Source organism: Enterocloster bolteae (assembly GCF_002234575.2).
Classification (GTDB): Bacteria; Bacillota; Clostridia; order Lachnospirales; family Lachnospiraceae; genus Enterocloster; species Enterocloster bolteae.
On the sequence record NZ_CP022464.2, the window covers coordinates 5,141,029 to 5,154,393 of the forward strand.

Annotated in this window: 10 protein-coding genes; 1 reads left to right on the forward strand and 9 read right to left on the reverse strand. The window is 47.2% G+C overall.

Annotation, left to right across the window (positions count from 1 at the left end; genetic code table 11):
- Positions 1-18: 18 nt before the first annotated feature.
- From CGC65_RS23665 to CGC65_RS23695, 8 genes are all read right to left on the reverse strand, one after another.
- Positions 19-1,647 carry a recombinase family protein gene (locus CGC65_RS23665; protein WP_002566066.1) on the reverse strand — a complete coding sequence of 543 codons (1,629 nt, stop codon included), beginning with the start codon at positions 1,645-1,647 and terminating at the stop codon, positions 19-21.
- Positions 1,589-2,932 carry a recombinase family protein gene (locus tag CGC65_RS23670; RefSeq protein ID WP_002566067.1) on the reverse strand — a complete coding sequence of 448 codons (1,344 nt, stop codon included), beginning with the start codon at positions 2,930-2,932 and terminating at the stop codon, positions 1,589-1,591. Before CGC65_RS23670 ends, CGC65_RS23665 begins: the two co-directional genes overlap by 59 nt.
- A gap of 15 nt (positions 2,933-2,947) precedes the next feature.
- Positions 2,948-4,525, reverse strand: coding sequence for a recombinase family protein (locus CGC65_RS23675; protein WP_235622329.1), 1,578 nt, complete (start codon positions 4,523-4,525; stop codon positions 2,948-2,950).
- A 91-nt stretch (positions 4,526-4,616) separates the two neighbouring features.
- On the reverse strand, positions 4,617-4,766 hold the full coding sequence (locus tag CGC65_RS31415) for a hypothetical protein (RefSeq protein WP_002568775.1): 150 nt from the start codon (positions 4,764-4,766) through the stop codon (positions 4,617-4,619).
- On the reverse strand, positions 4,753-4,893 hold the full coding sequence (locus CGC65_RS31065) for a hypothetical protein (protein ID WP_155419569.1): 141 nt from the start codon (positions 4,891-4,893) through the stop codon (positions 4,753-4,755). Before CGC65_RS31065 ends, CGC65_RS31415 begins: the two co-directional genes overlap by 14 nt.
- Before the next feature lie 1,564 nt (positions 4,894-6,457).
- Positions 6,458-6,742 carry a DUF6809 family protein gene (locus CGC65_RS23685; protein ID WP_002568778.1) on the reverse strand — a complete coding sequence of 95 codons (285 nt, stop codon included), beginning with the start codon at positions 6,740-6,742 and terminating at the stop codon, positions 6,458-6,460.
- Between the two features lie 1,374 nt (positions 6,743-8,116).
- Complete coding sequence (locus CGC65_RS23690; RefSeq protein ID WP_002568779.1) at positions 8,117-8,902, reverse strand: MBL fold metallo-hydrolase; 786 nt, start codon at positions 8,900-8,902, stop codon at positions 8,117-8,119.
- 105 nt (positions 8,903-9,007) lie between these two features.
- On the reverse strand, positions 9,008-9,835 hold the full coding sequence (locus CGC65_RS23695) for an N-acyl homoserine lactonase family protein (RefSeq protein WP_235622296.1): 828 nt from the start codon (positions 9,833-9,835) through the stop codon (positions 9,008-9,010).
- A gap of 290 nt (positions 9,836-10,125) precedes the next feature.
- On the opposite strand from CGC65_RS23695, the gene CGC65_RS23705 reads away from it, so the two are divergent.
- Positions 10,126-11,292: an IS110 family RNA-guided transposase gene (locus CGC65_RS23705; protein ID WP_039896941.1), complete on the forward strand. Its 1,167-nt coding sequence runs from the start codon at positions 10,126-10,128 to the stop codon at positions 11,290-11,292.
- Positions 11,293-11,429: 137 nt separating this feature from the next.
- On the opposite strand, the gene CGC65_RS23710 is transcribed toward CGC65_RS23705, so the two are convergent.
- Positions 11,430-13,340, reverse strand: coding sequence for an oxidoreductase (locus tag CGC65_RS23710; RefSeq protein ID WP_002568781.1), 1,911 nt, complete (start codon positions 13,338-13,340; stop codon positions 11,430-11,432).
- Between the last annotated feature and the right edge of the window lie 25 nt (positions 13,341-13,365).

A 13,365-nucleotide genomic window follows, 5' to 3' on the forward strand; every position in this document is an offset into this window, starting at 1 on the left:
TTCTAACCCCACTCTTGTTTACAGATTCACATCCAACATCATACCTGTCCTTAGCTGGATTTGCAGTCTATCGTTCGATACCACACGTATCTCCCGGACGATCTGCCGTATGAAGATATTATCAAATTCGGCTCCTGAGGCCCCGCCTGTCTCACCTATGATTCGGCTGATTTCCTGGTCCAGATATTCATACTCGTCCCTTATCTTTTCCTGCTCTTGTATGCTTTCTCTCCTCTTTTTTAATTCGCTTATCTGTAATCCCAGCTTTCGCATTCGGTCACTGTACCAGTTCTCACCACCATGTTCCCTAGCTGCCATGCCCACATAGTCCATAAGCTGGTCACGCAGTTCCTCTATGGTTTTATCAATCTCTTCCGCTGTGCACGCTCCTCCAACAACCTTGGCCGCCCGGAGGATATCTTCCTTTACCCCGTTTAAGAAGTTTTCTTCCTCCTGGTCAATTGACAGGCTGTGCAGCTTTCCCATAATAGCTTCCTGGATGACCTCCTCCTTTAGCGTAGGTGATTCATGGCACCGCTTCGTCCCATGCTCCAGACGGTTGATGCAGCGCCATACGATTACCTTCTTCCCACTTTTTGCCCAGGTTGTCCTGCGATAATGGGCTCCGCATTCATTGCACACCATGATTCCGGTCAGTGCATATTTAGAACTATATACGCCCTGGGCCGTCTTCCCTTTCCTGGTTCCGGCTTTTTTTAACGAGGAGCGTCGGGCAATCTCCTCCTGTATCTTGTAATAGACTGTCTTCGGGATGATTGCCTCATGATGATTCTTCACATAATACTGCTTCTGCTGGCCCGAGTTCTTCACCCTCCGTTTGGTCAGGTAGTCTGCCGTGAACGTCTTTTGTAACAGCACATCTCCCATGATTTTTTCATTGGTCAGTATGTTGTAGATGGTACCCGTACTCCATGTTTTCTTACCGGTAGTGGTTTCTATCCCTGCGTCCTCCAGTCTGTGCTTGATTCGTTCCAGGCTGTCCCCGTCCAGAAACCACCGGGCCATGTTTCGGATAACAGCCGCTTCCTCCTCCACGATGCACATCTCTCCGGTTGGCGCCTTCCTGAATCCATAGCTTCTCTGTCTTGTGGATTCCCCCTTTTCAAACTTTCTCGCATACCCCCACTTGACGTTGGTGCTGATGGCACGGCTCTCCTCCTGTGCCTGGCTGCTCAAGATGGTCAGTATCATTTCGGTTGAGTCATCCAGGGTGTTGAGGTTTTCCTTCTCGAAGTACACGGCCACGTTCTTTTCCTTGAGCTTCCTCACCCAGGAGATGCAGTCCACCGTATTCCTGGCAAACCGGCTGATGGATTTCGTAATGACCATGTCCACCTTCCCCTTCAGACACTGGTCCATCAGCTGATTAAAATCATCCCTACGGAAGGTATTGGTCGCGCTGCGTCCATCATCTGCGAAGACACCGGCGAATATCCAGTTGGGATTCTGCATGATGTGCCTGGTATAATATTCAATCTGTATGTCGTAACTGGACTGCTGCTGTTCCAGCTCCGTGCTGACGCGGCAGTATGCCGCTACCCGCAGCTTCCGAATTTCCCGGGATGACTCATCTGTCGGGTTCCAGGTTGCCGGAATGACCTCTACGATTCGTTCCGCCCTTGGCATGTAATTCCTCCTTTCCATCTGCCGCCTTAGTCCGGCTCTCCCGTTTCTTCCGGCCGTTTTCTTCCAATCTGGTCTGTACTTGTGTAAACAGTTCCCGTGTCACCAGAGCGGGAAATTTCTTATCCCCAAGGTAAACAGGGTTGGTGAGAATATTTCGGATGCAGCTGTGGCTCCATGCTGGCTTTCCTTTCTGGTTGGGTATGGACTGGCGTATTAACTCTTTTGCCAGTGCTGTCAGCGACATCCCTTCTGCGTAGGATTGGAATAACATCTGAACAATTGGACCGTATTGCTCATGGATGATTGGCGTTTCCTGTCCATCCAGCCAGTATCCGAAGGGGACACAGTAGCGTATGTTCTTCAATTTCTTATCTTTTGTTGTTTTAATTTCTGGGTATTGAAGTACTGTCGCATTGTTTATCAGCTGAAATCTCAAGCTTCTGTCCGGCTGTACCTCTACCCTCTTGATGATTTTAAATATGGACGAATCAATTTTTTCTGCCTGGATGGAACCATCCAATCCCCGAAGGTAATCCTCTATCTGACAGGTCAAGTCTGTCATCTTTATCTCTCGGTATCTCCTGGCAGCAATCTGAAAATAGAGTTGCTCTATCCTTTCATCGTCTTCGTTGCATCTGTTCCAGCACACACTTAATTCCGATTCCATACGCTGTCTTTCTTTGATGAGCCCCTTCAGTATCTTTTTCGTTTCCTCATGGTACAGGGTAGGCTCTGTTTTCATCCGCATAAGAGCTTGTAAGAACATTCCATCCAGCTGCTTCTCTGTCATAATTGGCATCTTACATGGTTCCTTCGTGATAGGGTCGTAATGCCTGCATTTCCAATACCGAACGTTCCTGTTGTCACACCTGCTGCTCTGCTTATAGATGGCATATACCCCGCCGCAGCTACTGCATATCAACCGGCCTGTATACATGGATGTTCCCTGGATGGAGCCGGTTGAATGACGCTGGTTCCATAAATCCCGGGAGCGTTTTAAACACTCCTGTACCCGGTCAAACTGCTCTTCTTCAATCATCCTTGGGTACGGCTCCACTCCCAGATAGTCCTTGTTACGCAATATTTTCCGGATAAGGGCGGGTGTCCAGGACGGTTTTCCACGGGTGGTAGGTGCCTTCCTGTCTTTTAGCATCCCGACTATCTTTTTGATGGATTCTCCTCCATCATATGCATCAAAGATAAGGTGTACAGCTTCACTCTGCTCTGGATTCATTCTCATGTATCCGTCAACCAGACGGTACCCGTAGGTGATATAGTTGTTCACATGGCATCCCTCCTGTCATAGGACTGGCTCATATAGGTTAAGTCCGCACCGCAGATGGAAGCCCAGCTCCCGTTCCTTTCCCACTGAGACTTCCCGGACCAGGAGGATAAACTGGTCACCATCGAACGCCTGCATCTTCCCATCATATCCCTGGAGCTGATGCAGGGTGGCCTGTAACCCTGTGATGGTATCCTGGTGGGTACCTCTACTGTGCAGCTGTTTCTCTTCTGACCTGCATCTGCTTAGCTCCTGTTCAATCTTCTGGCTCTCCTCAAAATAAAGAGCAGAGTCGATACACTCATTTGCTTTTAACTGCCTGAGTATATGTCTCTGCTCTTTTAGTTCCAGTTTCTTTTGATTTAAGGTACCCAATGCCTCATAAAGTCCATTGGTTTCCTGCATCTTCTTCATCCCCCGGATGACCGGGTCCAATATCTCGTCCGCATGCTCTTTCAGGGTGTTGAATGTATTTACAAACATTCTTTCTATATCCGCTTCCCATATCTCATTGGTAAAGCACTGGCATGCCTCTGACCGGTGGCCCGGACATCTCCACTTGATGGACACTCCCTTTCGTCTCTGCTCCTTCTTTCGGATGAACGCTCTCCCGCATTCCCCGCATACCACTTTCCCGCTCAGGATATAGGTTCCCTCACTTCCACATGATTTCGCCCTGGCCTGTCTGCCAAGACGGTGCTCCTTTATCTGTTGTAACCTAATCTGCTCATCCCTGCTAAGGATACCCTCATGGTCATCCCTTATAAAATACTGTGGCTTCTTCCCACGGTTTTTCTCTGTCCGGAACGGCACCATCCCAGTCGAATAGGTTTTCTGGTGAAGGCAGTCACCCACTGTTTTCTCGTTGAACAGGATCCGCAGGACCGCTTCGGAGGACCAGAGCCCACCATAAGGCGCCGCTACTTGGTTCTGATTCAGGTATTCGGCTATCCTCACCCCGCTCATTCCGTTCATGTACATGCTGGCCATCCTGCGGACCCATACGGCCTCATCCTCCTTGACAGCCAGCTCCTTTGCTTCATCCTTATCGTAGCCATACGGCCGTCTGCTTATCACGAATGTACCATGCCGGAACCGGTTCACCGCTGACCAGTGGACGTTTTGGGAGATGTTCTCGGACTCCTGCTGTGCAACCGCACCGTATACGGTCAGGATTCCTTCACTCTCCTCCGTCATGGTATTCAGGCGTTCTTTCTCGAAATACACACTTACCCCTATTTCCTTCAGATGGCGGACCGTGGATAAGGTGTCCACTGTGTTCCTGGCAAACCGGGTGATTGATTTGGTCAGTATGAGGTCTATCCTTCCTTTTTCACATTCCTCCAGCATCCGCCGGAAGTCCTCCCTCCCCCATCGGCTGGTTCCGCTTATTCCCTCGTCCGCATATATCCCGCAGAATTCCCAGGCCGGATTTTTCTGGATAAGTCCTCTATAATACTCCATCTGTGTGTCGTAAGAGTGATACTGGCCATCGTCATCCGTGCTCACACGGCAGTATGCACACACACGAATGCTTCGTATCTGGTATCCTGTATGCTCTGGTATGGTCTTTGGGATGCACAATACTTCTGCCACTTGCTGTACCTCCTTTCCTCCGTTTTCAACAAGACACATTACCACACTTCCTGCACCATATCAAGTATCAGTTCTCCAAATCTTCACATTTTTATACAACATGTTGGGAACATATCCTCTGGTACTTCCGAAGGACCATGTCATACATGACAGGGTCAATCAGTCTTTGGCGCAGCAGCTCATCCAGTATCTTCTGTACTTCTCTGAATCGCAGGTGTGGAAGCAGCTCAATTGTTTCCATAGTTCCTCCAGGAATACTCTATTTCCATCTCACGGATTTCTTCATGTGTATCGCTCCTGAAGCTGTTATGGGAATGCCCATCTGTAACACCTTCATCCATTCTGGCCTCGTTCCATTCCACATCCATGCAGTCATCCCGGAAGAACGGCTGCATGATCTGGCATCGAACCCACCTTCTCTCTGTCTCTTATTTGTGCTTCTATTTGACACTACTCCCCGAAGCTTGTCCAGAAGGATACCTGGACAGGGCAGCCAGTCCGCCTGCCTGCAGCGTACAGGCATCATAGGAATTCCACCTCCTCCGGGTTCTCCGGGGGCCGCCCTCATTGCGTGGTCCCCGGCCAAGGGGGCTGTGACTGGACGGAAGTATCATTGTCAGCTGTCCGGGATTATGGCGATTCAACCCTGCTTATGATTGATTGGGAGTCGGGTGTGTGCCGCTCTTGCCTTAAGATGTAACACACATTCATGGACAGGACCATGTCCTGCAGGCAGTCATCGCGCACCCCTCACGTCGCTTTCGTTCCTCACGACCGGACAGCCAATGTAACGGATTGGCTGGATATGAAGTTGTCAATGTACGACGGACGGCTTACTCCCGTCCTTTTATTCAGGCCTGTATGAATCATTTTTTCTTTTGTGGATTATCATATATCCGGTCTCCCACTTAAGGGATGGACCGGTTATACCCCATTCTCTCCTTCCATTTCCATTCCGGGTTTTCAAAAAATACCCCTCTACTATTTAAAAGCCGAAAAACAGACCTACTGATAACCAACTTACTTACAAAAACTTGATTAACCTCCCATAAACTCTTCTGCAGTCTTTCCCTTTAAAATGCCTGCCAAAAAATATCCCCCTACTTTTAGAGGTAAAAAAAGGGCCTCCTGATAACCAAACTTTTTCTTAAATATATATAAACTTCTCTGAAACGCAGGTATTGAAGCAGCTCTTTTCTTCCTTCTTCAGATAACTTCGTTGGGTCAACCTCCCCTGTATTCATACATTCCCCTCTCATGAATAGGCAATTTCCATGGGAATGGACTTATGTTTTTCTTTACAATTGCATGGACGATCCAGTTCCTCATCCCTGTACCATTCCCTTCTAAAAAAACATCCCCTACTACTAGTGGTAAAAAATAGGCCTTCTGATAACCAGATTTCTTCTTACGATTTTCTTAAGATACACAAGTTCGGTATACAACCAGGCTTGCAGATTACATTTCCAGAAAAGATTCCCCCGCGACTCATGGTAAAAAACAGCCCTTTGATAGCCAAGATTAATTGCAAAAACTTTTCAAACTACCCTGAACACTCCCATCAATTTTCCCTTTCAAAATATCTGCCGAAAAATATCCCTCACTATTAGTCCAGTTTCAGACCCCTTTTGATAACCTCAAAAAGCCAATTTCGTTAAAAGTGCACATACAACTTTAGTTATTTTTACTCGGATTATCACGCCTCAAATGGTTTATATTCTTTCCCTCTGTACTAGATATTCCATTGGGTACTTCTTGGCAGGCCACCATGGGCCAGGGCATGGCCCACCGGATAGACAGACTCCACCCTTGGCGTGGCATGTATTTTTTTGTACGGGTACAGCATGTATTTGATTTTTTTCGCCTCGTTTTTCCTCTCCAAACAAACAAAAAGCCGCCACATAATATGACGGCTACCCTCAAAACATACTATCACATATCCCGAATCATCTTCATCAATCGTATCCCATCCTTCACCCCTTCCTCATACAGATACAGCTGACACATCCCATTTCCATCCAGCATGTCATCAATACAATCCTCTATGGCATCCCTCTGCTCCTTGGTAATTTCCTTCATCCAATAGTCCATCCGTTCGTTCAGCTTGTGGTCTGCTTTCTTTTCTTCCTGTGTCTTTTCTGCCTGCCATCGGCTTACCAGCCATTCTACCCTGGCTGCTATGACTTCCTCACATTGTTCCCTCGTAGTTTTCTTCATAGACACTCCTCCTTCCGCCAACACCATATCGAATATCCCGGCGGAAGTCCATATCCACATGTCATAAAGATTCTGCTCCAAATACGTCAGAACCACCTACAGGGTGCACCTATAAATGCGCTATTTTCCTTGTATTTGCGTGGTCTCCAGCCAAAACCGACCACCTAACAGGTGACCAAGGCTCCAAACAGGTGCACCTCCATGGAAGAAGAAAAACGCCCGCATTGCGGGCGATTGTGGCCGGGAGGGGCGCCTTTAGGTGCACCTCCCTTTAACCTGCACACAAATCGAACGGGGAATACGGTTTGATTCATGGCGACGAATATGACGTTGAGATATCAATTTTTCTTATCCAAAAGGGGCTTTCTTATATTGGGCCAAATTAGCCAGTTTTTCTGTGGTATGCCCATCTATCCCATTCTTCTCCTTAAAAGCCAGCACGGCGGCTTACGGTGCGTTACAAGGGCTAATTCAAGTTGCTTTAGCTAAGTTAATTTTCACTTTACCCTAATCTCTAAAACACCCTTATGTCAAGCCCATGACCAAAAACATCATACTGCAACAAAAGCCAATGCACTATTGTTACAGTATGATTACTCATAAACTTTCAAGAAAGCATTGTAATGTATCTTATGGATAGCTAGATCTTGATGTCACTCCACTTGCTTTGAAAACAAGAACTTACTTCTAATTGCGGTTCCCACTATATTTTACAGTTTCTTCCGCAACCATACTCAATTCAGGTATCTGTGTTGGGTATGTATATTTCTTTTTCAGACGTTCATAGAGCACTGTGCCTACGGACTCCATTACTTGTTTCATCATGTCCGAATCGGAGAACATACGCACAAAAAAATCATCGTTCTGCTCATAGCGTGTGCTGCCATCTCCGGAAAATCTTTTTCAAGTCATATACAACGTTCGGGTTCGTTTCTTCCTCCAAAATTGTTTCTTCATAATACGGTTCAAAGATTTGATGACTCAGATATTAGCAAAGTTGTCCCTCTCACATTTGGCCAGATTCATCATATCATCAAAGATCTGTCCAACTCCCCATTCTTCTTTTAAAAAGCTCACACTGTGGCTTATAATGCGTTATAAGGCCTAAATTAAATGTTGAAGAAATATAAACCTGTGCCGCCCTGCGTATTTACATCGACCGGCACTATCATCACTCAATCAAACACTTCAGCCAATCTACGCACAAATTCACATGTCCATCCTCAGTGTAATTAGCCATCTGTTTCTTACTCGGTTTCATTCTAGCAGTAGATATCTTTACAACAGCGGTATTTCTGTTTTCTAAACATCTTGCTAAATTAGCGGCCCCCCTCTGCATGGCTCTTTTTACACCGTTTATTGTCTCCCTCCCTATTAAATCCTGTATTTCTCTCCAGGCGCCAGAACAACCACCCGCCCAGGATTTACAATACGGCTGCACAGTACATCCGGATTCCCATTGAACTCATTCCATTCCGGCGCATCCACGCTCCCCCAGTGCCATAAAATCAATGGGGTGTCCGGGTATGCCTTGGCAAATTTTTCTGCTCCATCCAGCCCTATATGCCACCTGCTGTCTGAAAAATCAAATAAAACAGCATTCGGTTTTGGCATCTTAAGCTGTGTCTCCAACAACCTGCTGTCTCCAACCGCCCATATGCTTCCATCCGGCGTATCTAGCCAGAACCCACAGAAATCTCTTGCGTGAAAGTCCCTTGTGTGATGTTTGGGGGATTCATTCTGCCATGCATGGTCTGCAGGCGTCAAAGTAACCTTGATTGATCCAATGGTAAAATAGTCCCCAATCTTGTGGCCATGTCCATTTATATGCAGTTCTTTTGCCAAAAGTGTATTTACATATTCTGTTGTATGAAACGCCCCTGTCTTGCCTGCAAGCCTGCTGCAGGTCTGTTTTCCATAGTGGTCGTTATCGCAATGTGTCAGAAGGATTCCATCTACTGCCGGTACTTCATCCTCTGTAATAGGCATCTCAATCAATAACGGCATATCAAAGCCACTTAGTACAGGATCCACCATTACGGTTGTACCTCTGCTATTAATCAGTGCACCCGCATTACCTAACCATCTGATTTCTGTCCCTTCAATCTTGGCAAATGCCTCTTTTCCAAAATGCTGCGTTTTCGGTGCTGTTGCCTGCATAGTCTGCCTCCCATCATTCACTCCAGAAATTTCCCTGCTTTTCATCATGGTCTTCCCTGCCAAAATAATCCGCTCTATTTCTTATAGATTGGCTTTATGCCCACATCATACATACCATTCCGGCGATTTCTTATACGTCTGATAACCTGCCATGTCATGGCTGAAAAAAACAGTCCCCTTTTCCCGTTCTGCCAGTTTTCTGCATGTTTCAATGCTACCGCCAAACTCCTCCGGCCTGGCGCACATCCCCGGAAGCACGGCAGGAGGTCCATAGTTTATGGCATTATAAACTGCATCCGATGGAAAAACCGCGGTTCCAAAGGTTTCCGTACGTACCACCATGCCCATGGTTCCCGGCGTATGTCCCGGAAGATGGAGCAGTTCCAAATCATCCGCCAGTTTTACGTCACCTCTTACCAGGTCAAATGCAATTCCATCCAGACCATTGAATTCATGACGGACATAACCATCATGGCGATACCTGATTTCCTGACAGTCATAAATATTGGAAAGAGTAAATCCGTGACGTGCTTCCTCCTCCTGTATGACCACATGTTTTCCGGCCTTTGTCCCACAAAATAAACGCAGGTTGCCGGCATGGTCAAAATGCATATGAGAAAGGATAAGTATGTCAATATCATATGGGCAGAGTCCCAGTTCTCCCAGCCGGTCCTCCAACCGGTGAAACCTCTTCACCGGGTATTCCTCCAGAAGATTTTTGGGCCAGCGAGCTTCATATCCGTCATCGATTCCCGTATCATACAGCACATTACCAAGAACCGGATGCTGCACCAGGACACAGTAGCAGGGGATAGGCCAGACAATTCGCCTGACCCCATCCTTCTTCTTTTCCTGTTCGGTAAGGGTCAAATGCTCCGCTTTATATGCGTCAAAGTCCCCGAGATCCAAAAGCGTGAATCTTGTCTTTTCCATCTTTTGCTTTGCCATATATATTCTTGTATGATGTTGTTAGAAGCAAACACAACATACTTCCTTTCTTTTTCTGTTTCGTGGTTTAATACATTCAGATACTGTGACTTTTGATGTTTTTTTGTAGCCTCGACTACTCGACAGGAGTGTATTGCCATCTCTTTTATCTGAATTGTTTATTAGCTGGATGTTGCCGGAGCGTTTGCTCTGAGTACTTATTTCAATCAAGTCTACGATGATAACTGCTGGTGGATATCACGGTATCAGACTTTATGAAAGGGAGGTACAACCTCATGATTTACGTAGGCATTGATATTGCCAAACTCAACCATTTCGCCGCCGCGATTTCTTCCGACGGCGAAATACTCATCGAGCCGTTCAAATTTTCTAATAACTATGATGGCTTCTATCTACTGCTTTCTCATCTGGCACCACTTGACCAGAACAGTATCATCATAGGTCTTGAATCAACGGCACACTACGGTGACAACCTTGTTCGTTTTCTCATCAGCAAGGGCTTTAAAGTGTGTGTTCTCAACCCTATCCAGACTTCGTTCATGCGTAAAAATAATGTACGCAAAACGAAGACTGATAAAGTCGACACGTTTGTGATTGCTAAAACCCTTATGATGCAGGATTCCCTTCGGTTTATGGCCTTAGAGGATCTGGATTACATTGAGCTCAAAGAGCTCGGTAGATTCCGCCAGAAACTTGTGAAGCAGCGTACACGCTTAAAAATTCAGCTGACTTCCTATGTAGACCAGGCATTCCCGGAACTACAATACTTCTTTAAGTCTGGCTTGCATCAAAACTCTGTCTATGCCGTCCTTAAGGAGGCTCCGACACCCAACGCTATTGCTTCTATGCATTTGACCCATCTTGCTCACACCCTCGAAGTTGCTTCCCACGGCCATTTCGGTAAGGATAAAGCCAGAGAATTAAGAGTTCTCGCACAGAAGTCTGTCGGTGTCAATGACAGTTCTCTATCTATTCAAATAACTCATACCATTGAACAGATCGAGTTACTGGATAGCCAACTTTTTTCTACAGAGCTTGAAATGGCAAATCTTGTCACCTGCCTGCACTCTGTAATTATGACCATTCCCGGAATTGGTGTCGTGAATGGCGGAATGATTCTTGGTGAGATTGGTGATATACACCGATTCTCTAATCCAAAGAAACTGCTTGCATTTGCTGGACTGGATCCGACCGTTTATCAGTCTGGAAACTTCCAGGCTCACAGAACCAGGATGTCCAAAAGAGGATCTAAAGTGCTACGCTATGCCCTCATGAATGCAGCTCACAATGTCGTAAAAAACAATGCTACTTTCAAAGCTTATTATGATGCCAAGAGAGCGGAAGGCCGGACTCATTACAATGCCCTTGGGCACTGTGCTGGCAAACTTGTCAGAGTCATCTGGAAGATGCTCACTGACGAAGTAGCATTCAACCTCGAATAAGAGGTCTGTATACCATAATCGATAGATTTTGAAAAAGGGCTTTTAGGGAGCTTTGTTAAAGTTACCCTTCTTTCTGCGAAACACGGAATTGAAATTTCCACCTAATTTATACTTGACTTTTCATAGCTGGTCTCCTGTCAGATTGTCGTTCCCAGCACTGCGCCGCGGTAGATTGCTTCCACCGCATTCCCGGCTTTCGCGGCATCGCCTACGGTTACCACTTCAGCATCCATCCCCTCCAACTCTTCTGCCAGCGTATGTTCCGGCCTGGTGCCAAACGCCAGGATAATACTGTCAAACCCTCTCAGACCAATGATTTCTCCATCCTTCTCATAGTCCACACCATCCGGATACACAGTTTTAACGGTAGCTGAAGTGATTAACCCCACATGGTTGGACGCCAGCCTCTCAAGAAGCAGCTTCTGCGTAGCCGGATGGTCATCTACAGCGATTCCGTTCCTCATTTCAACCACAGTAACCTCATAGCCATGCTCCGCCATGAAATCCGCTGTCTCCGCCCCTTGAAGGCCACCGCCAAGTATCAGAGACTTGTTACCGGGTGCAATTCGTCCAAGCAGGATTTCACGGTTCGCAATGTAGCCGGATTCCCTTAATCCCGGTATTCCCGGAACCAGCGGATTGCCGCCGGTGGCAACGACTACAACATCCGGATTGCAGGACTCAATTAACTCCCGGTCTGCTTTTGTATTGTAATGCATATGAACTCCATATTTTTTACACATGTTGCTGTAATAAACACAGGCTCTCGCCAGCATCTGCTTATGGGGCGGGATGGCGGCTATCCGAAACTGTCCCCCCGGATATGTACCCTGCTCAAAAAGTTCAACCGCATGTCCCCGCGCCGCTGCCGTCCATGCCGCTTCCATGCCGGCAATGCCGGCTCCTACTACTACCACTTTCTTCTTTGTTTCCGCGGGCTTTATCTTAAGTACCGTTTCCCTCATGGAGAACGGATTCACCATACAGCCCCTGAATTGGCCGCCATGCCCATAGCTTCCATAACAACGCTGCAGACAGCCTACACATGGACAGATTTCCTCCTCTTTCCCCTGGGCCGCTTTATTGACAAACTCCGGGTCTGCAAACAGGGCTCTTCCCAGTGTAATGAATTCCACATCTCCCTTTCTTAAAAGGCTCTCCGCATATTCCGGTTCATTGATCCTGCCCGCCACAGCTACCGGAATACTTACCACCCTCCTGATTTCTTCCGCAGGGTCTGTGTTGTATCCAGTCTTCACGGCAGCCGGGGCGATTCCATAACCCACGCCGTTCATGCCGCCTGAAACATCGAGCAGGTCCGCGCCTGCCTCTTCCATCAGCATCGCCAATGCCGCCGAATCCCTTCCCAGATTACCGTCTGATACCATATCATCGCCGTTTAAGCGTACACTGACCGGATAATCCTCACCACATACTTTCTTAATCCCCTCAATGATCATGACTGGCACTTTTGCACGGCCTGTAATCCCACCGCCAAATTCATCGGTCCTGCGGTTGGCGCTTGGAGAGACAAAATCATTCAGCAGATAGCCATGGGAGCAATGGACCTCTACCATATCGAAACCGGCCTTCTTTGCCCTTACAGCTGCCGCAATAAATGCGTGAATTAAATCATGAACGTCCTGGGTCGTCATTTCATAGGGAGTCACCCTGTCGGTCTGCTTCATAATGGCGGACGGAGCCATCACCCTTACCATGGAACGTCTGCCGCCGTGCTGAAGCTGCAGACAGATTTTCGCTCCATGAGCATGAACTGCATCAACCAGTTTTTTCAGGCCCGGAATTTTATCATCATCCGTTATGGATATCTGATGATCCGAGGATCTTCCGTCCTCTGTTACAAAACAGTACTCTGTGATAATCATCCCCACACCGCCGTTTGCACGAGCGGTAAGATAGGCAATCAGCGGGTCTGAAACCGTTCCGTCCGGATTGCCCAGGGCCGCGGACATGGGCGCCATAATTGCGCGGTTTTTAAGTTCTAAGGAACCGATTTTCCCCGGTGATAAAAGTTTCTTGTACTTCATATTCTTTACTTCCTTCCGCACATTC

Bases quoted from the DNA above. Each gene is read 5' to 3' on its own strand.
- CGC65_RS23690 (WP_002568779.1), bottom strand. From the start codon at position 8,902: ATGCAGGCAACAGCACCGAAAACGCAGCATTTTGGAAAAGAGGCATTT.
- CGC65_RS23710 (WP_002568781.1), bottom strand. From the start codon at position 13,340: ATGAAGTACAAGAAACTTTTATCACCGGGGAAAATCGGTTCCTTAGAA.
- CGC65_RS31065 (WP_155419569.1), bottom strand. From the start codon at position 4,893: ATGGATGTGGAATGGAACGAGGCCAGAATGGATGAAGGTGTTACAGAT.
- CGC65_RS31415 (WP_002568775.1), bottom strand. From the start codon at position 4,766: ATGGAAACAATTGAGCTGCTTCCACACCTGCGATTCAGAGAAGTACAG.
- CGC65_RS23685 (WP_002568778.1), bottom strand. From the start codon at position 6,742: ATGAAGAAAACTACGAGGGAACAATGTGAGGAAGTCATAGCAGCCAGG.
- CGC65_RS23695 (WP_235622296.1), bottom strand. From the start codon at position 9,835: ATGGAAAAGACAAGATTCACGCTTTTGGATCTCGGGGACTTTGACGCA.
- CGC65_RS23705 (WP_039896941.1), top strand. From the start codon at position 10,126: ATGATTTACGTAGGCATTGATATTGCCAAACTCAACCATTTCGCCGCC.
- CGC65_RS23665 (WP_002566066.1), bottom strand. From the start codon at position 1,647: ATGCCAAGGGCGGAACGAATCGTAGAGGTCATTCCGGCAACCTGGAAC.